Genomic DNA, 24420 nt, shown 5'->3' with positions numbered 1-24420 from the left:
CGTTATTGACTTCAACTTATGGGAGCAAATTTAGATGATGAAGGGGCTAAGTGTGAGCAATGTTAGCGCGCCTTGTACTTGCGGGCCTACCAAAGGGTTAAAAAAAGTGTTAGTGCCTAGTGCAATCAGACTTCCGAAAGCACCAGATATTGGCCCACCGCCATTAACAGTAGCAGATTCTTCAGAAGAAACTTGGGTGAACAGTGCGTTATTTTCGAGGTCGATGATTTGCAACATAAATTTTGTGTTCCTTCATTAACAGCATCAGGGTTAACATTGAAGTGGCACTTTTTCAGAGCCAAAAGTACGCACTTCATTTCCAGTCACAGTTCACATTAAGGTCAATATCCAAGTAAATTGTTTGCTGATAATCAAATTTGCTTGTCTATTGGTGAACTTAGTAGTGAACTGTTCCTATTTCCTTTAACGAATGCTCAATGCAAAATATTCCAAAATGAGGGCAGCGAGTTTGTCATTTGCCGCGACTTAACTCTCAAAGCCTCGCCAGATGAAGAGTGCTGAGTTGAAAGTGCTGAGTGCTGAGGAGCCAGCCGCGCTGCCTCACCACGCGGCTGGCTCCTCAGCACTCAGAGAGGAAGTACTGAAAATGGTAAGCTTTTAGGAAAAAAAATCGCTCCCCTTTGGCGCAGAATTCAACGGACTTAAGATGCTATAGAAGACTTTAGTTAGTTGTGAAATTAATTTTGCAGGATATAGGAATATTTTGTATTGCCTATTCGTTAAAGAAGATAAGAACGGAAGAAACAGACATCAATAAATCCACAGCTAAGATTATCTGATATCGATTTCTGCCGTGATTTACTCCTAATACTTGCTTGCTCAAGCCTCAGTAAATTCGCTGGGGTTTTTTATTGAGAAATTGTCGAGCTAAGAGGGTGTCTGAAAAGTCGAAAATTATAATATCGCAGTTCTCGGTTGGGCGCAGTACATTTTTGACCTCTCTCCAAACCTCTCTCCTACGAGGAGAGAGGCTTTGAGTCTTACTCCCCTTCCCTTGTAGAGAAGGGGTCGGGGGTTAGGTTTTCAAGATTAATAATACTTTTCAGACAACCTCTAATAGAGTAAGGTTGGCTTTAACCAAATTTTTGTTGCTAGTTTAGGAATATTTTGGATTGACTATTCGTTAAAGAAGATAAGAACGGAAGAAACAGACATCAATAAATTCACAGCTAAGATTATTTGATATCGATTTCTGCCGTGATTTACTCCTAATACTTGCTTGCTCAAGCCTCAGTGAATTCGCTGGGGTTTTTTATTAAAAAACTATCGAACTAACTTCTATAAATCCACTTCAGATTAACCCAACTTTAGCAGGACTTACGCACAAAGTTTGTCTATGGAGACTGGGGTTAGGGGTGTAAGAGTTTTGGATACATACACCCCTATACCCCTACACCTTTACACCCCAAATTCGTTTGAATTTTGTGGTTAACTTATTGCCCTTGATTCTAAAGACTGCTTAACTCCCCAATTCCCGATACCGTTTTTGAACCTCTTCAATTTCAAACAACGCTTCAAAGTTTAAACCAACCGACTGGTAAAGTTCTGCACCTCCTTGCTTGCGGTCTACCAGTCCAATTACTTGTTCGACGGTGTAACCTGCATCTTTAAGTCGGTTCACCGCTTTTAAGGCAGACTGACCAGTAGTAACCACATCTTCCAAAACTACAATTTTTGCACCTTCTGGCAAAGTTGGCCCTTCAATATAAGCTTTCGTTCCGTAACCTTTGGCTTCTTTGCGAATAATTAGTGCTGGTATGGGTCGGTTTTCATAAACAGAAACCACACTGACTGCTGTCACAATTGGATCTGCTCCTAATGTTAAACCTGCCACAGCTTGAGTGTCCGCAGGTAGTAAGGGAAATAATAAGCGTCCAACGGCTAAAGCACCTTGGGGGTGGAGAGTTACCTGTGTTTTATTAATGTAATAAGTACTACGTAGCCCTGAAGCAAGTACAAAATCACCTTCTTGATAGGCGAGTTGGCAAAACAAGTCTAGTAGCTTGTGGCGCAAAGTGTCTAAGTCAGCAGTGGCTGCCCAAATATCAGCCTGGGTAAGGGGTTCAGTAGAATACGTCATTACAAATGATTATCAGTTGTGCTACACCAAAGGTTGAACTCATCAGAGTTCTGAAATTAAGCATAAGTTAAGATTTGCGCAAAATTGAGGAGTTAAGGAAGATGGGTATAAAGTTTAAACCCTTTGGTGGTCTTTTGGTGCTTTTAGCTACGGGTTTGATATTTCCCTCTGTGGCATCTGCTGAAACAGAAAACCCCAATTATGAAACAGCTAATGATGCATTTGAGCGAGCTTATTTTAGTCACGATCGCAACTTTTATGAAAATAACACTCCCAAGCGTCAAATACAAAACTTTCTCGGCAATGGTTCCGGTTTTCGCAATTCTTTCCCAGAAAATGAAATTGCCCGCGATGCTGAGTTAATGAACACACTCTATCGAGATGTTATGACTCAGCAAGTTGGTAATGACCCTTATCTTCGTACACCAGATTTACCCAATCCTTATGATACTTCCTTACTTGCATCTCCTCGCTTAAATGCTAACAAGCTAAGAGTCGGTACAGAATTCCGCTTTGAAACTGCTTCACCAAGGTAGTATTTGATCAATAGTCAATAGTCAAAAGTCCACAGTATTTACCAATCACCCACCATTGACTATTGACCATTGACTTTGAAAAATCCAGGGTGCAGGAGTTGAACCTGCCTTGGGCGAATTATGAGTTCGCTGCCTCAACCGCTCGGCCAACCCTGGTCGAATTTTAATTTTATCTCAAGTTGACTACTTGTCTACCCTTGTATAACAGTTTATCAGATTTTTATACTACATAATCTAATTATGAAATGATGCACACTATGATTGATTAAGTTCCTTTAAGGATTGAGGTACATAACTTCAATGCTCTTAATATAGACCAGCATTCTTCAGCAACAGCTTGTCAGCGATGAAAATAAATACGACTGTAATACTGACGTTCATTCTGTTAATCCTGATGTTGGGCGCAGGGTCTGTAAGCGCGTTTTTAGGGTTTAACTTGGGAAGCTTGGCTCTCAAAGGAGTGTCAACCCCAGATGGTCGCCCTACAACCAAATTCGCCAGCGCTAAGACAAGTAACTCCCAACAGGCTGGAGTAACGTTATTAAAAGAAGAAGAAATATTAAAAATTGTTAAGTCTCGCATCGAGGGTAAGGCCAAAGCCGCTAAATCAGAAAAACTAGAAGAAGACGAAGAAGAAACTAATAACAAAAAACAAAAGCCGCCAGAAAAGCCGCCGGAAGTTGAAGAAAAACTCCAACCTGGATTTCCCATCAGTGCTGAAAGCGAAGGTGTAACTTTTGCGGTGCAATCGGCTCGTTACTCTGGAGGCGATTTGCTACTGAAAGTGAAAATGCAGAACAAAGGTAAAGATTCTGTACGCTTTTTGTATAGTTTCTTAGATGTTACCGACGACAAAGGCAGAACCTTGAGCGCCAGTACAGAAGGTTTACCAGCAGAATTACCAGCAAATGGCCCGACATTTGCTGGTACAGTGATTATTCCTACAGCTTTACTGGATGATGTGAATAAGGTATCGCTGTCACTGACAGATTATCCTGCACAAAAACTCAAGTTAGATGTATCTGATATTCCTGTAGCAAGGTAGGGGCTGGAAAGTAAAAAGGTAAAAGGTAAAAGTAAAAATAATCTTTTGCCTTTTAACTTTTAACTTTTTACTTTTAAGTGAATTTACACGAGCTTTGGCAGTGATTGGTTTTCCTGGTTTAACTTGGGCAGATGTAGGGCTGCGATTATTATCAGTACTACTGCTGATTGCCATCAATGCCTTTTTTGTGACGGCAGAATTTTCGATGGTGACAGTGCGGCGATCGCGGATTCATCAGTTAGTCAAGGCTGGTGACGTACAAGCGATCGCAGTTGAAACACTGCAACGCAGTATAGATCGGCTGCTATCAACAACACAGTTAGGCATTACCCTTTCTAGTTTGGCGCTGGGATGGATTGGTGAAAATACAATTGTGGTGCTGGTGAGCGCGTGGCTAAAATCCTGGCCTTTACCAGAAACAACAACGAACTTCCTCGCCCATTCGCTGTCAATTCCCATAGCCTTTTTTTTGGTAGCCTATCTGCAAATCGTGTTAGGGGAATTATGCCCGAAATCATTAGCGTTGCTGTATTCGGAACAACTAGCGCGATTTTTAGGCCCCTCAGTTAAAGCGATCGTTCGTTTTTTCAGTCCCTTCATCTGGATTCTGAACCAATCAACTCGTTGTTTGTTACGAGTTTTTGGCATTGAATACACCGGGCAAAGCTGGAGACCACCAGTTACCTCAGAAGAATTGCAGATGATCATTGCCACAGAACGAGAATCTACGGGTTTAGAACATTCTGAACGTCAACTCTTGAATAATGTGTTTGAGTTTGGCGATGTTACCGCCCAAGATGTGATGATTCCTCGGACTGGGATTGTTGCCTTACCCAAAGATGCTACCTTCCAGAATTTACTCCAAGAAATGACTGCTACTGCTCACTCCCGCTATCCCATCATTGGCGAATCTTTAGATGACATTCGCGGCATAGTTTACTTTCGGGATTTAGCCCAACCCTTGGCGATGGAGAAACTAACTTTTACATCCCATCTCCAACCTTGGATGCGTCCCGCCCGATTTGTACCAGAAAACACACCCTTGAGTGAATTATTGCCGATGATGCAACAAGAAAAACCAGCAATGGTCATCGTCGTAGATGAATTCGGCGGGACTGTAGGGCTAGTGACCATCCAAGATGTGATTGGCGAAATTATTGGCAATACAGGAGAACCAGAAAGCAGCGAAGACTTGTTAATTGAAATTGTGGATCAAGACACATTTTTGGTACAAGCACAGATTAACCTCGAAGACCTCAACGAAGTTTTAAATCTCAACTTGCCTTTAACCAGAGAATATCAAACCCTAGGAGGGTTTCTACTTTATCAATTGCAGAAAATGCCAACAAAAGGTGAAATACTTTTATACGAGAATCTTCAATTCACCATAGTCTCAATTTTTGGGCCAAGACTGCATCAAATCCAGGTACAACGCTTACCGAGAGAATAAGGAAACGGGGCAGGGAGCAGGGGGCAAGGGGGAAATGCTCTGCGTTACTACCCACTCTCTAAGCATAAGGAATCGGGTCTTTTAATCCTAATTCATCAAAAGCTGCCAGCCTCAAGCGACAGGCATCACAAACACCACACGCTGCATCACCACCGCCATAGCAAGACCAAGTTAACTCCCAAGGAACGCCTAAAGCGTTACCAAGCTGGATAATTTCGGTTTTTTTCAGATTAATTAAGGGAGCAACGATCGCAGTTGGCTTGCCCTCGCGTCCTTGTTTGGTTCCGAGGCGAAAAACTTCCTGCATTGCCTGGATGTAGTCAGGACGACAATCAGGATAGCCGGAGTAATCTAAGGCATTCACACCAATGTAAACTCGTTCGGCTGCGATCGCTTCTGCATAGCCCAAAGCAAAGCTTAAAAATATTGTATTCCGTGCAGGTACATAGGTTACAGGAATATTTTGCGACATCTCATCCAAAGAACGCTCTTGGGGTACATCGATTTTGTCGTCTGTCAGTGCGGAACCACCCCATTGTCGTAAATCAAAACTGACTACCTGATGTTCTACCACCCCAGCAGTTTGCGCCACGAGCATAGCTGAGTTCAATTCTCGACGATGTCGCTGTTGATAATCAAAAGAAATTGCGTAACACTCACAACCATCAGCTTTGGCTTGGTACAGTACAGTAGAAGAATCTAATCCCCCAGACAACAAAATTACGGCTTTCATCTCGGCTGCCAAATTTTTTAGTTTTCCAATTGCTAAATCATCATATTAAAAAAGTACAAGTCAGCCTTACTCCTGTATTTTTCTTTCATACTGTACCAGTTTATAAACTGTACCAATACCTCAGTGTGATTGTCGCTATTTTTGTAATTTTACTGACCAAAAAATTATTGTTTTACAACGTTTTAAGTTTGTGAATTTCCTGGTATTCAATTGCCTGACTGGCATCTAGAAATTTTTACTTAAAATTTAGTTTGTGTTTAAAGTTAATAAAAAAACACATTAGCTATTGTGTAAAGAGCAAAAAACTGATTGATTTAAAACTGAACATAAAAATGACAGCCAGAATGCGGGAACTATCGCAAACTTTGAAATTCTTCATAAACAGAGCCTCTATGTTACCATCTGGATGGTTTTAGACGGATCATAACTGGCTGTTCAGTATAAATGCCAACGGCCGCAGCGTCTCTAAATTTGGTGGTTGAGGAGAGAACAATAGTGCAAAATAGCATGTCAGTGGCAGAATCAAATTCATACACACAGCGCAATCATCCACGACCGATTCGTGTAGGCGTAGTCGGGGTGGGTAACATGGGACAACATCATGCCCGCGTATTGAGTTCAATGAAAGATGTTGAACTAGTCGGTGTGGCAGATATCAATGTTGAACGAGGCTTAGAAACTGCCAGCAAATACAAGGTGCGTTTTTTTGAAGATTACTGTGACTTGCTACCACATGTGGAAGCAGTGTGCATCGCCGTACCTACCCGCTTGCATTATGCTGTAGGCATTAATTGCTTATTAGCTGGAATTCACGTTTTAATTGAAAAACCGATTGCTGCTAGTATTTCGGAAGCAGAATCCCTAGTCAACGCAGCGGCTGAATCTCAGTGCATTTTGCAAGTAGGACACATTGAGCGCTTCAATCCCGCATTTCAGGAACTGAGCAAAGTCCTGAAAACTGAAGAATTGCTGGCGCTGGAAGCTCACCGGATGAGTCCCTACTCAGATCGGGCAAATGATGTTTCCGTAGTGCTGGATTTAATGATCCACGACATTGACTTAATGTTAGAGTTAGCCGCTTCCCCAGTGGTGAAACTCACAGCAAGCGGTACTCGTGCTTTAGATTCTGGTTATTTAGATTACGTAACAGCTACCTTGGGATTTGCCAATGGCATAGTTGCTACTCTCACAGCCAGCAAAGTCACTCACCGCAAAATTCGCCGCATTGTTGCCCATTGCAAAAAATCTTTCACAGAAGCAGATTTTCTGAAAAATGAAATTCTGATTCATCGGCAAACAACCACCAATTTAACTGACAATCGCCAGTTACTTTACAGACAAGATGGTTTGATTGAAAAAGTCTATACCACTAATATTCAACCTCTTAGTGCAGAGTTAGAGCATTTTGTCAATTGCGTCCACGGAGGCAATCAACCTTCCGTTGGTGGTGAACAAGCGCTCAAAGCCCTAAGATTAGCAAGTTTAATTGAGCAAATGGCTTTGGAAGACAGAGTATTTAACCCGTTAGATTGGCAATCTGAATCCAGAGTCCAATCATTAACTTCAACAATCTAACAGTACTGCTCAATTGAATATATGAAACGATTAGGGGCGTAATAATTGCGCCCCTAAAATTTGGCTGTTGTTTGTAGGATTTTGAGAAAAGCCAAGAGACAGACGGGAAAAGTTAAAAGCTACAACCGAAGGAATTACAGATAATTATTCTCCCCTGCTGCCTGCTCCTCTGCTCCCCATCTGCTTCAGATTGCGATCGCCGCACAATTTTAATTATTGTGTACTCTGCAAGTACGGATTATCAGTAAAGTTTTAAGAAGATTAAAGCTAAATTAAGCAACGAAACTTGTGTTGCAATTTTAGGAATAGACTCAATGACCGAATGGATTACTAGTACTATCAAGTCCTTGGGATACGTAGGAATTGCGCTGTTAATGTTCTTAGAAAACCTGTTTCCGCCGATTCCTTCAGAGTTGATTATGCCACTGGCGGGATTTACCGCCAGTCCAAAGTTGCCGGGAGGATCACAACTCAATATCTTTGGTGTCTTTTTTGCCGGACTTGTAGGTTCTGTAGCTGGCGCACTTGTATGGTACTATCCTGGTAAGTTTTTGGGCGAACAGCGCTTAAAAAGGTGGGCTGATCGGTACGGCAAGTGGGTAACGGTATCCAGCAAAGATATCACCAAAGCAAAGCACTGGTTTGATTCTCAAGGTAGCAAAGCAGTGTTAATTGGTCGTCTTGTACCTGGAGTCCGCACTTTGATTTCTGTGCCTGCCGGCATTAGCAACATGCATTTGCTACCATTTTTATTTTATACAACCTTGGGTAGTGCTGCCTGGGTAGGTTTGCTAACATACTCAGGGTATGTGTTGGGTAGCCAGTATGAACTTGTGGACAAGTACCTTGCTCCAGTATCCAAAATTGTGCTTGGGAGTTTGGTTTTGGCATTTGTGGTCTGGGTACTCAAGCGTAGGCGAAAAAAGACGAGACGTTAAAATACACAACCCTAATTTAAAGTTGATTTAAAGTAAGGGGGTTACATCTGGTAAAAATTCGCCTACACTAAGCCAAATAATGCTGATAAAAGCGATCGCCTAAACTCAGCAGGATTGCGTATTCGTAGCTACACTTGACGAAACCTAGAATTTTTGGTATCTCGCATGTTTGTATGTAAAATGAGCAAGTTAAATTTAGACAGTTAAGAAAGGACTAGGAGCTTTCATGACAGACCAACCTTCCGCCGCTACCCCAATGAATGCTGCTGCTATCCCTCTCAACAGGGTTTCAGCATCTACCCCAATTAATACTGCTACTCCCGCTAAGACTAATGGCGGTTCCGGTAAATCCATTCTGAGTGTGGACTTAGGCAGAACTTCTACCAAGACTTCTGTCAGCCGCGAACCCGGTAATGTGGTTTTCATCCCTGCCAATGTCAAACAAATGTCAATGGAAGAAGTACGGGGAGGTATTTTTGAAGCCCGTGCGACAGATCCTTTAATGGATTTGTGGATGGAATATCAAGGCAGTGGCTATGCAGTCGGTCAACTCGCAGCAGATTTTGGCGCAAATCTCGGAGTTGGTAAATCTAAGGTAGAAGACGCACTTGCTAAAGTTTTGGCCTGTGCAGGCTATTTCAAGCTGAAAGACGAAATTTCTGTAGTGTTGGGTCTACCCTTCCTCTCTCTAGAGCAATTTGAGAAAGAAAAGGCTCAAATTATCAGTCAGCTAACTGGCCCTCACATCATGAACTTTAGAGGCGAAACCGTCTCCCTAAACATCAATAAAGTTTGGGTAATGCCAGAAGGTTACGGTAGCCTTCTGTGGTGTGAAGCTCAACCTAAAAAAGGCCCTGGCAGCCCCGACTTTACCAAAGTGTCAGCGGCTATTGTCGATATTGGCCATCAAACCATCGATTTGTTGATGGTAGATAACTTCCGCTTTGCACGAGGTGCTTCTAAGAGTGAAGACTTCGGGATGAGCAAGTTCTACGAAATGGTAGCTAAGGAAATTGAAGGCGCAGATAGCCAATCTCTGGCACTCATTTCTGCTGTCAACAAACCCAAAGGCGAACGCTTCTATCGTCCCAAAGGCTCTAGCAAGCCTGCGAACCTTGATGATTTTCTCCCCAACTTGATTGAGATGTTTTCTCGTGACATTTGCAGTCGTGTCCTCGCGTGGCTACCTGAGCGTGTGACTGATGTGATCATCACTGGCGGCGGCGGCGAATTCTTCTGGGAAGATGTGCAACGTCTGTTGAAGGATGCCAAAATCAACGCCCATTTAGCTGCACCATCTCGCCAAGCTAACGCCTTGGGGCAGTATATTTATGGAGAGGCGCAATTATCCGCCGTTCGTGCTGCTAGGTCGTAAAACCAATGTTCCAATGGTCAAAAAAAGTAGTTAAATCGGTCACGTTCAACCCAGAAGTTGCAGACGAAAGCTTGTTGGCGCTGGTAGAAAGCCATTTAGAGCCTCAACCAGAAAAGACCTTCAGTGACCTCTGCAAAGAAGCCCTATGGCAGTTTTTATGTGTACCGGAATCTGTCAAGCCTGGTTCAAAAACAATAGCCGCTGACTCGGTTGAACAGAAAATCGATGAACTGCAACGTCAAGTGGCCGACCTAGAGGAACGTTTTTTCGCTAAAGAATCGAATCGTTTGGAGGCGATGGAACGCCATATTGTGCAACTGACGCAACAAATGGCGCATCTAGCAATTTTGGTGACAGAACGACCGCCGATTATTCACCATCAGCCTCCAACTTCACCAGCACCAACGCCGGTAGTGTCAACAGTCCCAGCAATGGAAATGGTTAACACTACCCACCCTGCTCCACCTCCTGAAGATGTTGACCCGGTTATTAGTCGTCTCAGTCAGTTTCTTGATGATTTTTAAGAGACGGTTTGGATTGTGAGTATTATATTTTTTGGCAATCCTTAGTAGTGCAGGCTATTAAGGATTATTAATTTTTATCATGATTAGATTTGTGAAAGTCTTCAGATCCCCGACTTCTTGAAGAAGTCGGGGATCTAAATTTTGAGTGGACTTGAACTATAAATTATTTTCTTTCTTGCTGAGTTTGGTTTATTATCGCTAGTACTAAAGTTTTGACTAATCCAGTTATTGCCATAATCAAAGTCGCAGTTCCTCCCATCAACAAGGAAGTTAAAAATGCTGCTGCAAGAATGATTTCCGTGGGACTGTGGCCGTCACGTATCCAAGCAGAGGGATTTTCAATTGTTGAGGAAGATACGGGAATTAACTGTGAGGTTTGGGTAGAAGGTTGGGGGTTAGTAGAAGTTGTTAGGGAAGTATTCATGGCGCGAACCTAAGTGAAATTTACTGTTTTCATAGTATTTCTGCTGTGAAAGCCTGAGATGCCTGAGAAATAGAGATGAAGTAGAAGCAAGGTATAAGATAAGTAGAATCAAGCAAAATTTTTCAGGCTGTCTATGCAATGGGATGAGTTTTTAAGACAAGAAGCTGCTGATCGTGAGTTATCCCCAGAGCAAACAGAAGCCTTTTTAGCCAGGTTGCAGGTTAAAAACTCCGGTAAGGGTGAAGCGAAGCTTGCCGACGACATTAATATTGGTGAGGACGCGTTCACAAAGCGCATGGCTCAAGTGTATAAAAAGTTTGCCCAGAGTTGTCCTGAGTTAGCCACCTCTAAACGCGGGAAACTAGAAAAATTAAAGGCTTACCTAACAGCAAAATATAACGGTAACGGTATTCCCCGTACTCAAATAACAAAAGAAATTCATCATAATATTCCCTTCAGTGGCGTGGTGAAGTTTGTCGGACGAGAAACGGAATTACAAAACCTGCATCAGTTGTTGCAGGAAAACCAACAGGTAGCCATTGCAGCTATTGCGGGGATGGGTGGAGTTGGAAAAACAGAACTAGCACTGCAATATGCCAATTCCCACCGCGTCACTTATCAAGGCGGGATTTGTTGGTTATCCGCAGTGCAAGATGTGGGAGTGCAACTGGTACAGTTTGCTCGTAATAAGCTGCAATTAAACATCCCAGAAGATTTAGATTTAGCTGCGAGAGTGCAATTCTGTTTTACAAAATGGCCTGAAGGTGAGGTTTTACTGGTAATTGATAACGTCACTAATTATCGAGAAGAAGTTAGGCGTTATTTAGAGTCTGTTCCTAAGCGGTTTAAGCAGTTAATTACCACACGGGAAAAATTACAACCGCCGATAGTGCGCTTAGATTTAGATGTGCTGACACCACTAGCGGCGATGCAGTTATTAAAATTCATAATTGGTAGGGAACGACTGCGACGTGAGCCGTTAGTTGCGAGAAAACTTTGTAAGTGGTTGGGATATTTGCCCTTGGGTTTGGAATTGGTCGGGCGTTATTTGTTAGGTGATGAGGAGTTATCCCTAGCAGAAATGCTGCAAGATTTGGAAAATGAGCGTTTGAAGAATGAGGCTTTAGATGAAGCTCAAGCAGAAATGACTGCGAAGTTGGGTGTTGCTGCTGCGTTTGAGTTGAGTTGGCGACGTTTGCGAGAAAATGCTCAACGTTTAGGCTGTCTTCTGAGTTTATTTGCTCTAGCTCCGATTCCTTGGGAGTTAGTGGAGGGTATAACAATAAATGATGAGGCTCAAGATTGGAAAAAAGCCAGACGTGAGTTGTTACAGTTACATTTACTCCAGGATAAGGGTGAGGGAATTTATCAACTACATCCTCTGCTACGGGAGTTTTTCAAAGATAAGCTTGAAGGTTTAGAGCAGAAAGAGGAATTTAAGCGAAGTTTTTGCAGGGTAATGGTATGGGTTGCTAAAAATACTCCTCAAACTCCGACAATTCAGCAAATTAAGGCTGTTGCCCCAGCAATACCTCATATAGCTGAAGTCGCGAACAATCTCATTCAGTGTGTCAGCGTTGAAGATTTACTTTGGCCATTTGTTGGCAACGCTCGATTTTATCATGGTCAAGGATTGTATGACAAAGCAGCACCTTGGCTTGAGAAGTGTTTAATAATCACTAAAAAATACTTCGCTGAAGAAGATCCCAAGCTCGCACAAAGCCTCAACAACCTTGCAGTACTCTACTACTCCCAAGGCAAATACAGTGAGGCCGAACCCTTGTACATCCAAGCTTTGGCACTCACACGCAAAATCCTGGGTGAAGAACATCCCGATATCGCACTTAGCCTTAACAACCTTGCAGCACTCTATCGCTCTCAAGGCAGATACATTGAGGCAGAACCCTTGTACATTCAAGCTTTGGCTCTCTACCGTAAGTTGCTAGGGGAAGAGCATCCTGATGTTGCCATTAGTCTCAGCAACCTAGCATCACTCTATAAATTCCAAGACAGATACGGTGAGGCAGAACCACTATACATTCAAGCTTTAGCACTTTACCGCAAACTGCTGGGTGAAGAACATCCTCATATCGCCACTAACCTCAACAACCTCGCAGCACTCTACCGTTCCCAAGGAAGATACAGTGAAGCCGAACCTTTGTATATTCAAGCTTTGTCACTCAAGCGCAAGCTGCTGGGAGAAGAACATCCCTCTGTTGCTACTAGCCTCAGTAATCTCGCTTTACTCTACCGTTCTCAAGGTAAATACAGCGAAGCCGAACCCTTGTACTTTCAGGCTTTGTCACTCTACCGCCAGCTGCTAGGGGAAGAACATCCTGATGTTGCCATTAGTCTCAACAACCTTGCTTTACTCTACGTATCCCAAGGCAGATACAGCGAAGCTGAACAATTTTACATCGAGGCTTTAGATATTTTTGAGCAACAGTTAGGGGAAAATCATCCTAATACTGTGACTGTGCGTGACAATTTAGCAGATTTACGCGATCGCCTCAACTCACAACAGTAAAATTCAAGTTCCCAACATCATCAATCAAGCTTTTATCTCCAAGTTTCGTGTTCTGAACTCAAAGTTCCATGTTCCGAACTCAAAGTTTCGTGTTCTGAACTTGAAGTTTCATGTTCTGAACTCGAAGTTTCATGTTCCAAACGAGAATGTTCTTGTTCTGAGGTGGAATGATGGTGTTATGAAGGCGATCGCTTGAGCTTTTTACTCGAAGTGTCGTGTTTTCAAGTGCAATGATGGTGTTCTGAGGGCGATCGCTTTATTTGAGGGTATAAGTTGAGAAGCGATCGCTTAAAATGGAATCCACTCTAACTGATCTAGCCATTCTTCAGCTTCTGTTGTTTCCCAAATCAGCAACAGTTCTTGTGCTAATTGTCCTATTGATATTCTAGGACGCACCCAAAATAATCCCCAAATATGTCCACCTTCTGCCCAATGTGCTTCTAGATGAGATGGCATACTAGCACGGTTATCTGTTACCAACAGCCGTTGAGATAATTCTAAATAACGCAACACATGAGGATCTAAAGTTCCTAATTGTGGCGTATTACTTTCACCTAAACGCAAAATATTTATTGCTGGGTTAAGACGAAGGACAGCTACTTTCAGACGCGGTGATAAATTTTCATCGAGTAAAAAACGAACCTTCACAAAGCATTTACCTGTTGATTAATTCTTTGTGCTTTTAATATTCTCAGGCGTTGTGCTAAGGGTGAAGGATGAGTCAGAGATTCTTGGTAACGCTGTTCACGCCATTTTGCCAGTCGTGACAAATAAGCATCGATTTGAGTGCGATTATGTAAATAGTAAGTAATAGTCGCGTGGATTTGCTCCAAACTTAGAGAAGGCAAATTAGTAACAATCTCTTCTGGTGTATATCCTTCTAAATAATATTCAAGGACATTATCAATACCAATACGGTGTCCTTTCAGGCGAATATCATCGGGTGAAAGAAAGTCAAAATAATCTTCTAGTTGCATTAATTTTGAATCGTAATGTTATTCAGGCGATCGCTTTACTTAAATTTTAGAATGATTTGCGTAGACGCAAAGTTGCTTGTTGTTAGCGATCGCCTGTAAAAGATTGAGAGAGAAAGAGAATTGCATTCGGCCTTACCCTTGGCAAAAGGATAGCTGGCTTTGAGTGAAATAAATATATACCCCAACATTTCCTACACAGTTTTAAACAGGTACTTTTTTTACTCGATTCACTGTACAAATGCTAGAATCCTCAGATGAAAAGTTAGGATACCCCGATGCCAGTTGTAGCTAACTCAATCAAATTTGGTACAGATGGCTGGCGAGGTGTGATTGGTGAAGAATTCACCTTTGAGCGTCTCGCCTTAGTAGCACCAGTTGCCGCTAAAGTCTTATATGATACTTATTACTCTACAGTGGGTAGCCGAACTATCATTGTCGGTTACGATCGCCGATTTATGGCGGAAGACTTTGCTCGTGCTGTGGCTGATGCTGTCACCGCCGTTGGATTTGATGTTTTACTCAGTGAAAGCTATGCCCCAACACCAGCTTTTAGCTGGGCTGCTAAACAACTCAATGCGTTGGGTGCGTTAGTTATTACAGCTAGTCATAATCCTGGCGCATATTTAGGATTAAAAGTCAAAGGATATTTTGGTGGCTCAGTACCGCCAGAATTTACCAAAGAGATAGAAGCACTGCTACCGCAGGGTGTACCAACAGCAGCTACTCCTGGCAAGTTGGACAAGTTTGACCCTTGGCCGAGTTACACCGCAGGACTACAAGGCAAAGTTGATATTGCCAAAATCCGCGAAGCGATCGCCTCTGGTAAGCTAACTGTATTCGCTGATGTGATGCACGGTGCAGCAGCAGGCGGTCTGGCAAGATTATTAGGTGATCAGGTAAAGGAACTCAACAGCAACCGTGACCCCTTATTTGAGGGTGGTGCGCCGGAACCACTACCTAAATACCTTTCTAAACTATTTGAAGTTATTAAAACTCACAGAGAAACTAATAAATCAGGTTTAACTGTTGGTTTAGTATTTGATGGAGATTGCGATCGCATCGCTGCGGTAGATCAAGACGCTACCTTCTTAAGTTCGCAAATATTAATCCCGATATTAATTGACCACTTAACTTTGCGACGTGGCTTTACAGGTGAAATCATCAAAACAGTCAGTGGTTCTGATTTGATTCCCCGTGTCGCAGCATTACACAATCTCTCCTTGTTTGAAACACCAGTTGGTTACAAATACATCGCTGACAGAATGTTAGTCTCACAAGTGCTGCTGGGTGGTGAAGAATCCGGTGGTATTGGCTACGGTAGCCATATTCCAGAACGAGATGCGCTGTTGTCAGCATTGTATGTATTAGAAGCCATTGTTGAATCTGGGCAAGATTTGAGTGAGTATTATTCCTACTTGCAACAGCAAACAGGATTTAACTCCGCCTACGATCGCATCGATTTACCTTTAGCCAGTATGGAAGTGCGATCGCGTCTTTTACAACAACTACAAACCCAACCTTTAACCGAAATTGCAGGGAAAGCAGTCATTGATTGTCAAACAATTGACGGTTATAAATTCCGCCTCGCTGACAACAGTTGGTTAATGATTCGCTTTAGCGGTACTGAACCAGTATTGCGCCTTTACTGCGAAGCCCCTACCCTTGAACAAGTACATCAAACCCTTGATTGGGCGAGACAGTGGGCCGAGTAAAATTTAGTCAAGGGTCAAGAGTCCATAGTCAAAAGTTTATCTTCATCAAGAAAACACTATAGACTATTGACCATTGACCATTGACTATTGACCAATGACCAAATTACTCGTAGTCGCCACAAGCAATCCAGGTAAGTTGCGGGAAATGCAAGCTTACCTAGCAAGTTCTGGTTGGGAATTAACTCTTAAGCCAGAAGAACTAGAAGTAGAAGAAACAGGTGATACTTTTGCGGCTAACGCTTGTTTAAAAGCATCCGAAGTTGCCAAAGCTACAGGACAATGGGCGATCGCAGATGATTCTGGCTTGCAGGTAGATGCGTTGAATGGTGTGCCGGGAGTCTATTCAGCCCGTTATGGCAAAACTGATTCAGAGCGTATTGCTAGGCTACTTAAAGAATTAGGTAACGAAGTTAACAGGCAAGCACAATTTGTATGTGCAGTAGCGATCGCCCGTCCGGATGGTGAGATAGTCCTGCAAACTGAAGGGATTTGTCGTGGCGAAATTCTTCATGCACCGCGTGGTAATGGTGGTTTCGGCTATGATCCTGTGTTTTACGTTCCAGAAAAACAGTTAACCTTTGCCGAGATGTCCCCAGAGGATAAGAAGTCAGTTAGTCATCGTGGTAATGCATTTGCAGCGTTACTACCACAACTGAGTACAATACTGAGTGCTGGGTAAAGTTCGTACTACCTATTTTCATAGACGTAGCAAGTATAAATTACAAATTACTATGGCTATTGCGATCGCACTCAATACAGACTCGATTAACAAATTAGATTTATCACCTGCTTTAACGGTAATTGAACCACTGCTGCAAGAGAGAGTCGCTTCCTATGAACAGCAGTTAAGCTTTGATATCGATTACCCTTTAGAACCTGGAGATCCGCGCGAACTTTCGGAAGTTGCAGAGTTGCGCCTGTGGTTTATCCGCTTAGATGCCAAATATCCCTGGTTGCCTTTTTTACTAGATTGGAAAGCTGGAGAATTGGCTCGTTACACCGCCATGCTTGTACCGCACCAATTTAGTACAAAAGAAGGCATTCAATATAATCCTGAAGCATTAGAAATATTTTTAATGCACAAAATATTTGTTTTAACTGATTGGTTAAAACAGCAAGATATTCCCAGTTCAACGCGGCTCAAATCTATGGCGCAAATGCTGGGTTATGAATTAGATGAAGGATTATTTGAGATGTTTTAAATGAGAGTTTACAGGCGAATTTTCGCTTTCGTCTGTAAACATATTAGACTTGCCACGTTAATTGGGGAGGTAGGAAACAAGCTGCTTTCGTGTCACCATAAACTATTGACCATTGACCATTGACTTATGACAAATCAAACTCCGATTCCGGTGATTATTAACGGTGCTGCTGGCAAAATGGGACGTGAAGTAGTCAAAGCAATCGCACAAGCACCTGATTTAACTTTGATGGGTGCAATTGACCGCAACCCCGAACACCAAGGTAAAGACGCGGGTGAACTAGCAGGTTTAAGTGAACCATTGGAAGTGCCAATCACTGACCAATTAGAACCGATGTTAGGATATGTTGCTGGTGAAAGACAACTGCCACCTGGGGTCATAGTAGACTTTACCCATCCTGATTCAGTGTATGACAATGTGCGGAGTGCGATCGCCTATGGAATTCGTCCAGTTGTCGGGACTACAGGATTAAGCCCAGAACAAATCCAAAATTTGGCAGACTTTGCCGAAAAAGCCAGCACTGGTTGCTTGATTATTCCTAATTTCTCAATTGGGATGGTATTGTTACAGCAAGCCGCAGTCACCGCATCACAGTATTTTGACCATGTAGAAATTATCGAACTGCATCACAACCAAAAAGCAGATGCACCAAGCGGTACGGCAATTCAAACCGCACAGTTATTAGCAGAAATGGGTAAAACTTTTAACCCGCCTCTTGTGGAAGAAACCGAGAAAATACCTGGAGCTAGAGGGAGCCTAGCAGATGAAGGAATTAGAATTCATAGTGTCCGTTTACCGGGATTGATAGCACATCAAGAAGTAATTTTTGGTGCGGCTGGTCAAATTTATACATTACGCCATGATACAAGCGATCGCGCTTGCTATATGCCCGGCGTACTACTAGCAATTCGCAAAGTCACACAGTTAAAGTCGTTAGTGTATGGTTTAGAAAAGATACTCTAAAAATTAGCACTTAACACCCAGCACCCATGCTTGTCCCACTGACTCGCCAGAAATTTGAACAAGTCGTCCCCCTCATTGCTACTGGTCAGCAGTACAAGTACTACTGGGGGAAATTTTCTAATTTTTTACAGCGGCTATTAGTTTCTGTAGTTTCTGTAGTTGTAATTTTACTAGTAAAAGTCCTGTTTGGGCTGGATTTTGGCCCCATCCTCTTTTTTCTTGGGGTAATTGGGGCGCTTTTTTGGCTGTGGTTTCCCGTGTTTCAAGCAAGTGTACGGAATGCAAAATGCCGCCGTTATAAGTACAGCGGCTTTTTCCGTGGGCGAATTTTAGATTGGTGGATTACAGACAGATTGATTGGTAAACAAGAAACTGTCAACAGCAAAGGGGAATTAGTAATTGTTGAAAATCGAGAAAAACGCATCAACCTAGAAGTTGGCGATGACACCGGATTTAGCGTAGAGTTAGACGCGCCACTAAAACCTTTTCATAAAGCGATCGCTCGTGGTCAAATCGCTGAAATGATAGTGATGTCAAATCGTCCAGATTTAAGCACTATTGACGATTTCAGCGAAGTTTACATTCCCAGCCGTGACTTGTGGGTGAACGATTACCCCTATCTCCGTAGAGACTTCTTTTCGGAAGTCAGTAGCCGCTTACGCGAAGACCAACAAGACAGACCACGCCGCCGTCGTCGGAGATATGAAGAATAAAATGAAGTGTGAAGTATGAAGTCTGAAATTTCATACTTCATAATTCAGACTTCATACTTCTTTTAGCTTTGCCGATTTGCATTCTGTCCGTAAGCTTGCCAAGCCAAATCTACCAGTCCATCAACAACCGCAGCTGCGACAACGGCATTACCTTTGCGACTGTCAATTGTAATATAAGGCACTAAAGAGTCTTGTAAGCGACTTTTAGCAGTATCCACATCTACAAATCCAACTGGAGTTGCAATTATTAAAGCTGGCCGAATTTCTTCAGCTTCAATCAAATCCACTAGTGCTGTTAGTGCTGTTTGGGCTTGACCAACCACAAAAATCCCCTCTGGATAACGCTTGGCGAGGGTTTCAATTCCCCAAGCTGCCAGAGTTTTTTCCTTTTGGGGACGTGTGACTGTTTCCATGCTGCAATAGACTGGGTTAGCAAAGGTGTTTTGGATATCGTAGGCAATACCTACTTGTACCATCGGCACATCAACCACAATTGTTGTACGTGCTGCTAACGCCGCTGCACCTGCTTGCAAAGCATGTTCCGAAAATCGAATTAAAGACTTATATTCAAAGTCAGCCGTAGCATATATCACCCGCCGTACAATCTCATATTCTGCGGGTGAAAAGACATGATCGCCAATTTCACTATCTATGATTGCTAAACTTTGAGCATCAGTTACGTGCCATTCCATCACTATTCAGCGCTGATATACCAGCTTTCAGCTTATCAGCTGAGAGTGAGTACTGAGTCATCTGAAGTCTGAAGTTTGAAGTCTGAAGTCTGAATTCAGCACTCAGCACTCATAAACTCAGCATTTACAACTCCGCACTTGAAGAAGGACGGCTGAATACAGGAGATAGGTAAGCAACTAATGCACCGATTAAAAAGCCAGAAATATTGCGAACTAAAGGTAGCCAATCGCTTGTGCGGGTAACAACTGGCCCAATACCGAAGGCGATGAACAAAATTCCCCATAAAGGAGAGAAAATTAATGCCCATTGCCAAGCGAAAATTTGTTTGTCGTTACGAGGTTGGGCGGCAAATCCGCAAATTATCCCACCAATAACGGAAGTAACTAGAGTGAGAATCCACTGTTCTCTTGGCAGTCCAGGCACAACATTACAACCACCTTTTAGCAAGCAGCCTTTAACTGAGTCTAGGGCTTGTAATATTGCTTGGTCTTCGCCTTGTTCGCGTACAAAGTACAAATTACCAAAGCGAGTTTGTAATTCAATCCAAAATGTGCGGGGTAACAGTTCATAAACTGCATCGCCAACACTAAAGCTGAGAATGTTACCGCCACGAGAGTCAGCTACTAACAGGATACTTTTATCATCCAAACCCCAGTAATTAATTACTGCTCGACCAGGGGTGCGATCGTATTGTGTTAATACTCGCAGTTTCCAGCCAGTTTCGGTTTCAAATTGCTCTATTTCTGAAACTAGCTTGTCTTCTTGAATATCAGTGAGAGTTTTCGCTAAATCAATCACCGGAGTTTGGAAATTGGGCAACAACTCAGGATTGTCATAAGCAAGCGCTGAGGAGGGATTTGCTATCCAAATTGACCCAGCCACGAAAAATACTGCAATGGATACTAGAATTCGTCGCCAAAAACAAGACTGCATGGATGTTCTTATACAAATATCTACAGTAAAAGTGAACAAGTTGTTTTAAAAAGTAAAAGACAAAAGTGATACTTCTTTACACTTGTTTACTTTACTCTAATATTAGGGTCTAGGAAAAGTATTGGATATGAGAGATTTGTGGTATCGATTTGCGGGATAAAACGTCTTAGCGTAGAGGCAAAGCGGCTTTGCCTCTACGCTACTTCTAGATTTAGTCCTTTGTAAGGCTAAAATGAGATTTTTGGAAATTTTGAATACTGTAATACACTTCAATTTGATTTTTGTCAATTGAAAAGTTGATGAAATTGGTCAAACAATAGAAGATTTTGCCAGAACTCACTCTGACATTCTCCTCCACACCTCTGCGTGAAACAAAAAGCTTGACAAGTCACAAGATAAAATATGTGCAGCTTCTTCACTCAGTTGATTATTTAGCCAATTCACAATGGAAACTGCTATGTCTCCTCTAAAAACTGATTTCCCCAATCTTTATGAGGTAGATTATCTGCAATGGATAGAGACAACTGTAGAAAAACTCCGCAATCAAGACTATTCCAATGTGGATTGGGAAAATCTGCTCGAAGAAATTGAGGATATGGGAAAAAGTGAGAGAAGAAGTTTAGAAAGCAACTTGATTATAGTTATCTTGGATCTGCTGAAATGGCAGTTTCAACCTGAGAATAGAAGTGGTAGCTGGGAAGGAAGTATTGTTGAACATCGCGGACGAATCAAGAAAGCAATCAAAGAATCTCCCAGCCTCAAGCCTTATTTAGAAAGTATATTTGCAGAGTCTTATACAGAAGCCGTCAAACAAGCAAAACCTGAAACTGGCTTACCTTTAGAAACATTTCCTCAAGAATGCCCATATAGTCTACCAAATGTAATTGACGATGAATTTTTACCTAACTAATTTCTGGCGTTGTATCTTTGCCAAATGATTTGAGATTTGTGGATTTTTTGATTCAACCTGAGATGCGATCGCTTTTAATTACAAAATCATTGTCACTACCTAAACTAACTCGATGGTAGTGGTTGTTGATTTTCTAGGGTTTGGCTATCTAATGTTCGGGGTATTTGCATTAGCAGTACTGTCAGATTAATTGCCATGTAAGCTACCAGAGACATCCACAGCAATTGGTTATTGTGAATATACCAGGCTGTAATTGCTACAGGCAGAAAGCCAAATCCAAAAGCCATTAAAACGGCATTACGTAGAGTCGCACCTTCCTTTAAACCAATGAAGTAACCTTCTAGCATAAAGGCAATGGCTGTTAATGCCAAAAGTGGCAGCAACCAGACAGTAGAAGTACTGATATGTTTGTTGACTTCTGCGTGATTAGTTAACAGTCCGAACACTGTATCAGGAAACAGCACCGACACTACAGCAAAACCCAAGGCAATTACCAAACTGGTTAATACAGAGACAGTCAGTAATGAACTCATTTGTTCTTTAGCGCCTTTGCTGTGAAAGTTGCCAGTTAGTGTTTGAGTTGTCATACCCACACCTTGCACGGTGAACTGACTCAACAAAGCAATCTGTAATAGCAAACCATTCTCTGTTAAGATTTCAGTTCCCATTGCTGCACTCAAGTTGGTGAAAATGGCGTAGGTAGAAATCAATACTACAAATCGGATGAGAATGTTACTTTTGAGCGCCACAGTATCTTTTAAGGCTACCCAATCAAAAACTTCTTGCATAGCAGCGGGTAAAGTTTGCCAGGGAATGTTAAAGCAGGCATATATCACTCCAGTCAGTAACGCCAGATATTGACTAATAGCTGTTGCTAGTCCGGCTCCCATACTTTCCCAACCCCACCGCGAAATCATCAAATAATCCAGCAGCACGTTGGAACCATTACCAATCACAGACATAAGCAGGACGACGCTATTCTTTTCTTGTCCCATGAACCAGCCAATTAATACAAAATTGAGCAACACGGCTGGCGCTCCCCAAATTCTGGCTTGGAAATAATCAGCCCCAGCAATTTCAATGTCTGGAGAACCACTGAGAATCGTGAAGCCAATTTTTTGTAATGGGTATTGTAGGGATAGAATTAATAAGCCAATTCCCAGAGCAATTAAGCCACTGCGTATCCCGGCTAAGAGTATGGCTTTGTGGTCATCAAGTCCTACAGCTTGTGCAGTCAGCGCATTCACACTAGAACGCAGAAATTTCAACACCCGGTAAAGGTAGTCAAAAATAATAGTTGCCAAGATAACTCCGGCCAAGTGACGGATATCTGCCAAGTGTCCCAAAAAGGCGATGTCCACTAGACCTGCTAGAGGAACCATCATGTTGGATAGCACGCTAATGCTGGCCAGTTTGAAAAAGCGAGGCAAGAAGTTGTACTTGGGTGAGACCGCAATTGTCATAGATTGTTGTCTGTACTGGAATTTATATTCCAGTCTGTACTATTTCAGTCAGAAATGACAGATTACATCGTGTCTAGTAGAAAAATGAGCATTAAGGCAGCAAGGGTGTAGGGTTGGATGGACACGATCGCAGCGTCTTTGTCCTGAAACATTTTTGCGGCTCTTTACACGTAAACTAAAACCGCTTTCATCCCCATCCCTCACAAGTTCCTCAAATTGTTGCGCTACTTTTTATATTTGGATGAATCTGTCTAAAGACAGTTCTGACAATTAGCTATTTTGTTAAAAACATCTTCCAGGAGGGCAAACAAATGCCATACCTGAATTTATTAACTGTTTTTAATCGCTCTAATTACAGACGTAGCGGCTATGTAAGCATACCTTGGCAAGCGATCGCTACACAATGGCAAATCCCAGCAGATGAGCTGATCCTCACTGACTTACATGACCTGACACGCACACCAATCAAAGCGCAAGTAGATCAGGTTGACCCTGAAGATCCTAGCCGTGATGTTTTAATCTTTCATCTAGAAAAACCAATTCCGCCTTGTGGTGAAAATGATGTTTTAGCTTCGGCTTTCATTCGAGTTGACCAAGGTCAACCAGTCCCGAAAAGATTATGTGAGCCGTCTTTAGAAATAGTTTACGGGTCAGATAAGCGAGCCAGGGGAGTCAGACTAGTTAATAACCGATTGATTGTTTGGTTCAATTTCATCCCAGCACCGGAAGATAACGGACACAACTGGTTTTCTGGTTCGGCTACTAGTGTGCAGTTAGACAACCAGGAATTTCTCGATCCGTTTCGGTCGGCACGGGGCGAATGGCTGGGTCAAGAACCAGAAAAACGTTGTATGCAAGTGAGTGAAATTCAATTACCAGGGACGCTTTATCCCAAATCACCTTACTATCAAGTGTCTTTGTTTAATCACTCTTATCGATTAGTGGCTCAATCTAGTGGCCCAGTGCGTGCTAGTGTGACCATTGCTTCTGAACCCTTTGATTACATGGGTGCAGACCCAGTTACAGGACAAAATCGGCATTTAGTCTGTGAACTTTATCGGGTGATTAGTTTATACGCTGGCGCAGATTATTTGATTGAGGAATTATTTGTCAAGGGTAAACCCAAACATCCAGAAGACAAGATGGCTGATGCACCAGAGGTAGTTTATTTGCCCTTTGGATTGCATTATTTTGCTCATATAAATTTAGGGCAAACCCAAGATGTTGAGCAAGTCTTCCCTGTGCCTGATTGGTTTGCGGTTGGTTCTACTGCTCCCCCTTATGCAGCTTATGGCTTGGCAACTAGTTTACACATAGAAGCGATCGCTCATCCTCACGAAGGTAAGCCCAATTGTTTCTCTTGGCAGTTGTTACCAGGCACATCTGCCAAATGTTTACACCTATTCATGCGCGACCAACCCCAAGGATTTGATGCACGGGTAGGACATTATTGGTACGAGTTGATTTATAGTCCCCTGCAAGCAGAAATCTATCAAGATCAGCCAAAAGAGTTGAGAGTTTTGACTCCATTCCCGTAAGGCTGATAAGCTGTTAAGCATATAAGAAAGCACATTGAAGCCACAAGGGGGCAGGGAGCAAGGGAGAAGTTAATCGAATTCAAGTTAA

At 42.5% G+C, this 24420-nt stretch carries 24 protein-coding genes and 1 tRNA gene; 15 read left to right on the top strand and 10 right to left on the bottom strand.

What is annotated here, in order from left to right; genetic code table 11:
* Positions 1-30: 30 nt before the first annotated feature.
* On the bottom strand, positions 31-237 hold the full coding sequence (locus tag ACMX3D_RS09480; RefSeq protein WP_482751172.1) for a hypothetical protein: 207 nt from the start codon (positions 235-237) through the stop codon (positions 31-33).
* A gap of 1243 nt (positions 238-1480) precedes the next feature.
* The gene (gene pyrE, locus ACMX3D_RS09475) at positions 1481-2101 is read right to left on the bottom strand and encodes an orotate phosphoribosyltransferase (protein ID WP_482751171.1); all 621 of its coding nucleotides are present in this window, start codon (positions 2099-2101) and stop codon (positions 1481-1483) included.
* A gap of 101 nt (positions 2102-2202) precedes the next feature.
* Here pyrE and ACMX3D_RS09470 point away from each other — a divergent pair, with 101 nt between their 5' ends.
* Positions 2203-2637, top strand: a complete 435-nt coding sequence (locus tag ACMX3D_RS09470; protein WP_482751170.1) for a hypothetical protein — start codon at positions 2203-2205, stop codon at positions 2635-2637.
* 83 nt (positions 2638-2720) lie between these two features.
* Here ACMX3D_RS09470 and ACMX3D_RS09465 read toward each other — a convergent pair.
* A tRNA-Ile gene (locus ACMX3D_RS09465) sits at positions 2721-2793 on the bottom strand.
* Between the two features lie 190 nt (positions 2794-2983).
* Between ACMX3D_RS09465 and ACMX3D_RS09460 the strand changes: the two genes are divergently transcribed.
* Both ACMX3D_RS09460 and ACMX3D_RS09455 read left to right on the top strand, forming a co-directional pair.
* The gene (locus ACMX3D_RS09460) at positions 2984-3682 is read left to right on the top strand and encodes a hypothetical protein (protein WP_482751169.1); all 699 of its coding nucleotides are present in this window, start codon (positions 2984-2986) and stop codon (positions 3680-3682) included.
* Between the two features lie 100 nt (positions 3683-3782).
* Entirely contained in the window at positions 3783-5132 is a 1350-nt protein-coding gene (locus ACMX3D_RS09455) for a hemolysin family protein (RefSeq protein ID WP_482751168.1), read from the top strand.
* Between the two features lie 58 nt (positions 5133-5190).
* Here the strand turns inward: ACMX3D_RS09455 and queC are convergent, their stop codons facing one another.
* The gene (queC, locus tag ACMX3D_RS09450; protein WP_482752310.1) at positions 5191-5865 is read right to left on the bottom strand and encodes a 7-cyano-7-deazaguanine synthase QueC; all 675 of its coding nucleotides are present in this window, start codon (positions 5863-5865) and stop codon (positions 5191-5193) included.
* Between the two features lie 495 nt (positions 5866-6360).
* Here queC and ACMX3D_RS09445 point away from each other — a divergent pair, with 495 nt between their 5' ends.
* From ACMX3D_RS09445 to fcmC, 4 genes are all read left to right on the top strand, one after another.
* Positions 6361-7440, top strand: a complete 1080-nt coding sequence (locus ACMX3D_RS09445) for a Gfo/Idh/MocA family oxidoreductase (protein ID WP_482751167.1) — start codon at positions 6361-6363, stop codon at positions 7438-7440.
* A 314-nt stretch (positions 7441-7754) separates the two neighbouring features.
* Positions 7755-8378 carry a DedA family protein gene (locus tag ACMX3D_RS09440; RefSeq protein ID WP_482751166.1) on the top strand — a complete coding sequence of 208 codons (624 nt, stop codon included), beginning with the start codon at positions 7755-7757 and terminating at the stop codon, positions 8376-8378.
* A gap of 226 nt (positions 8379-8604) precedes the next feature.
* On the top strand, positions 8605-9753 hold the full coding sequence (gene fcmB / locus ACMX3D_RS09435) for a filament morphology actin-like protein FcmB (RefSeq protein ID WP_482751165.1): 1149 nt from the start codon (positions 8605-8607) through the stop codon (positions 9751-9753).
* A gap of 5 nt (positions 9754-9758) precedes the next feature.
* On the top strand, positions 9759-10277 hold the full coding sequence (gene fcmC / locus ACMX3D_RS09430) for a filament morphology membrane protein FcmC (RefSeq protein WP_482751164.1): 519 nt from the start codon (positions 9759-9761) through the stop codon (positions 10275-10277).
* A gap of 163 nt (positions 10278-10440) precedes the next feature.
* Here the strand turns inward: fcmC and ACMX3D_RS09425 are convergent, their stop codons facing one another.
* Entirely contained in the window at positions 10441-10701 is a 261-nt protein-coding gene (locus tag ACMX3D_RS09425; protein ID WP_482751163.1) for a hypothetical protein, read from the bottom strand.
* Positions 10702-10834: 133 nt separating this feature from the next.
* On the opposite strand from ACMX3D_RS09425, the gene ACMX3D_RS09420 reads away from it, so the two are divergent.
* Positions 10835-13228 (top strand): tetratricopeptide repeat protein, encoded by a 2394-nt coding sequence (locus ACMX3D_RS09420; protein WP_482751162.1) that lies wholly within the window; start codon positions 10835-10837, stop codon positions 13226-13228.
* 288 nt (positions 13229-13516) lie between these two features.
* Here the strand turns inward: ACMX3D_RS09420 and ACMX3D_RS09415 are convergent, their stop codons facing one another.
* Both ACMX3D_RS09415 and ACMX3D_RS09410 read right to left on the bottom strand, forming a co-directional pair.
* Positions 13517-13876: a DUF5615 family PIN-like protein gene (locus ACMX3D_RS09415; RefSeq protein WP_482751161.1), complete on the bottom strand. Its 360-nt coding sequence runs from the start codon at positions 13874-13876 to the stop codon at positions 13517-13519.
* The gene (locus ACMX3D_RS09410) at positions 13873-14205 is read right to left on the bottom strand and encodes a DUF433 domain-containing protein (RefSeq protein ID WP_482751160.1); all 333 of its coding nucleotides are present in this window, start codon (positions 14203-14205) and stop codon (positions 13873-13875) included. The genes ACMX3D_RS09415 and ACMX3D_RS09410 overlap by 4 nt, the downstream gene beginning before the upstream one ends.
* Before the next feature lie 275 nt (positions 14206-14480).
* On the opposite strand from ACMX3D_RS09410, the gene ACMX3D_RS09405 reads away from it, so the two are divergent.
* The 5 genes from ACMX3D_RS09405 to ACMX3D_RS09385 all read left to right on the top strand — a co-directional run bounded on the left by ACMX3D_RS09405 (position 14481) and on the right by ACMX3D_RS09385 (position 18795).
* Positions 14481-15917: a phosphoglucomutase/phosphomannomutase family protein gene (locus ACMX3D_RS09405; RefSeq protein WP_482751159.1), complete on the top strand. Its 1437-nt coding sequence runs from the start codon at positions 14481-14483 to the stop codon at positions 15915-15917.
* A 94-nt stretch (positions 15918-16011) separates the two neighbouring features.
* A complete protein-coding gene (gene rdgB / locus ACMX3D_RS09400) occupies positions 16012-16596 on the top strand; it encodes an RdgB/HAM1 family non-canonical purine NTP pyrophosphatase (protein ID WP_482751158.1) in 585 nt (194 codons plus the stop codon).
* Positions 16597-16648: 52 nt separating this feature from the next.
* On the top strand, positions 16649-17119 hold the full coding sequence (locus tag ACMX3D_RS09395) for a CRR6 family NdhI maturation factor (RefSeq protein WP_482752309.1): 471 nt from the start codon (positions 16649-16651) through the stop codon (positions 17117-17119).
* Between the two features lie 126 nt (positions 17120-17245).
* A complete protein-coding gene (gene dapB, locus ACMX3D_RS09390) occupies positions 17246-18082 on the top strand; it encodes a 4-hydroxy-tetrahydrodipicolinate reductase (protein ID WP_482751157.1) in 837 nt (278 codons plus the stop codon).
* 26 nt (positions 18083-18108) lie between these two features.
* Positions 18109-18795, top strand: a complete 687-nt coding sequence (locus tag ACMX3D_RS09385) for a phosphate ABC transporter permease (protein ID WP_482751156.1) — start codon at positions 18109-18111, stop codon at positions 18793-18795.
* Positions 18796-18857: 62 nt separating this feature from the next.
* Here ACMX3D_RS09385 and ACMX3D_RS09380 read toward each other — a convergent pair whose 3' ends face one another.
* Positions 18858-19487 (bottom strand): precorrin-8X methylmutase, encoded by a 630-nt coding sequence (locus ACMX3D_RS09380; protein ID WP_482751155.1) that lies wholly within the window; start codon positions 19485-19487, stop codon positions 18858-18860.
* A gap of 124 nt (positions 19488-19611) precedes the next feature.
* On the bottom strand, positions 19612-20421 hold the full coding sequence (locus tag ACMX3D_RS09375; RefSeq protein WP_482751154.1) for a TPM domain-containing protein: 810 nt from the start codon (positions 20419-20421) through the stop codon (positions 19612-19614).
* Between the two features lie 457 nt (positions 20422-20878).
* Between ACMX3D_RS09375 and ACMX3D_RS09370 the strand changes: the two genes are divergently transcribed.
* Positions 20879-21331 carry a DUF29 domain-containing protein gene (locus ACMX3D_RS09370; RefSeq protein ID WP_482751153.1) on the top strand — a complete coding sequence of 151 codons (453 nt, stop codon included), beginning with the start codon at positions 20879-20881 and terminating at the stop codon, positions 21329-21331.
* 104 nt (positions 21332-21435) lie between these two features.
* Here the strand turns inward: ACMX3D_RS09370 and gntT are convergent, their stop codons facing one another.
* Positions 21436-22794: a guanitoxin biosynthesis MATE family efflux transporter GntT gene (gene gntT, locus ACMX3D_RS09365; RefSeq protein WP_482751152.1), complete on the bottom strand. Its 1359-nt coding sequence runs from the start codon at positions 22792-22794 to the stop codon at positions 21436-21438.
* Positions 22795-23105: 311 nt separating this feature from the next.
* Here gntT and ACMX3D_RS09360 point away from each other — a divergent pair, with 311 nt between their 5' ends.
* Entirely contained in the window at positions 23106-24332 is a 1227-nt protein-coding gene (locus ACMX3D_RS09360) for a hypothetical protein (RefSeq protein ID WP_482751151.1), read from the top strand.
* Positions 24333-24420: the final 88 nt, after the last annotated feature.

The sequence above is a fragment of the Anabaena sp. TISTR 8404 genome (genome assembly GCF_056847745.1).
The sequence above is the reverse complement of the archived record's forward strand: the minus strand, read 5'-3'. Positions and strand labels throughout refer to the sequence as shown.

Bases quoted from the DNA above. Each gene is read 5' to 3' on its own strand.
- ACMX3D_RS09480 (WP_482751172.1), bottom strand. From the start codon at position 237: ATGTTGCAAATCATCGACCTCGAAAATAACGCACTGTTCACCCAAGTT.
- pyrE (WP_482751171.1), bottom strand. From the start codon at position 2,101: ATGACGTATTCTACTGAACCCCTTACCCAGGCTGATATTTGGGCAGCC.
- ACMX3D_RS09470 (WP_482751170.1), top strand. From the start codon at position 2,203: ATGGGTATAAAGTTTAAACCCTTTGGTGGTCTTTTGGTGCTTTTAGCT.
- ACMX3D_RS09460 (WP_482751169.1), top strand. From the start codon at position 2,984: ATGAAAATAAATACGACTGTAATACTGACGTTCATTCTGTTAATCCTG.
- queC (WP_482752310.1), bottom strand. From the start codon at position 5,865: ATGAAAGCCGTAATTTTGTTGTCTGGGGGATTAGATTCTTCTACTGTA.
- ACMX3D_RS09440 (WP_482751166.1), top strand. From the start codon at position 7,755: ATGACCGAATGGATTACTAGTACTATCAAGTCCTTGGGATACGTAGGA.
- fcmB (WP_482751165.1), top strand. From the start codon at position 8,605: ATGACAGACCAACCTTCCGCCGCTACCCCAATGAATGCTGCTGCTATC.
- fcmC (WP_482751164.1), top strand. From the start codon at position 9,759: ATGTTCCAATGGTCAAAAAAAGTAGTTAAATCGGTCACGTTCAACCCA.
- ACMX3D_RS09425 (WP_482751163.1), bottom strand. From the start codon at position 10,701: ATGAATACTTCCCTAACAACTTCTACTAACCCCCAACCTTCTACCCAA.
- ACMX3D_RS09420 (WP_482751162.1), top strand. From the start codon at position 10,835: ATGCAATGGGATGAGTTTTTAAGACAAGAAGCTGCTGATCGTGAGTTA.
- ACMX3D_RS09410 (WP_482751160.1), bottom strand. From the start codon at position 14,205: ATGCAACTAGAAGATTATTTTGACTTTCTTTCACCCGATGATATTCGC.
- ACMX3D_RS09405 (WP_482751159.1), top strand. From the start codon at position 14,481: ATGCCAGTTGTAGCTAACTCAATCAAATTTGGTACAGATGGCTGGCGA.
- rdgB (WP_482751158.1), top strand. From the start codon at position 16,012: ATGACCAAATTACTCGTAGTCGCCACAAGCAATCCAGGTAAGTTGCGG.
- ACMX3D_RS09395 (WP_482752309.1), top strand. From the start codon at position 16,649: ATGGCTATTGCGATCGCACTCAATACAGACTCGATTAACAAATTAGAT.
- dapB (WP_482751157.1), top strand. From the start codon at position 17,246: ATGACAAATCAAACTCCGATTCCGGTGATTATTAACGGTGCTGCTGGC.
- ACMX3D_RS09385 (WP_482751156.1), top strand. From the start codon at position 18,109: ATGCTTGTCCCACTGACTCGCCAGAAATTTGAACAAGTCGTCCCCCTC.
- ACMX3D_RS09380 (WP_482751155.1), bottom strand. From the start codon at position 19,487: ATGGAATGGCACGTAACTGATGCTCAAAGTTTAGCAATCATAGATAGT.
- ACMX3D_RS09375 (WP_482751154.1), bottom strand. From the start codon at position 20,421: ATGCAGTCTTGTTTTTGGCGACGAATTCTAGTATCCATTGCAGTATTT.
- ACMX3D_RS09370 (WP_482751153.1), top strand. From the start codon at position 20,879: ATGTCTCCTCTAAAAACTGATTTCCCCAATCTTTATGAGGTAGATTAT.
- gntT (WP_482751152.1), bottom strand. From the start codon at position 22,794: ATGACAATTGCGGTCTCACCCAAGTACAACTTCTTGCCTCGCTTTTTC.
- ACMX3D_RS09360 (WP_482751151.1), top strand. From the start codon at position 23,106: ATGCCATACCTGAATTTATTAACTGTTTTTAATCGCTCTAATTACAGA.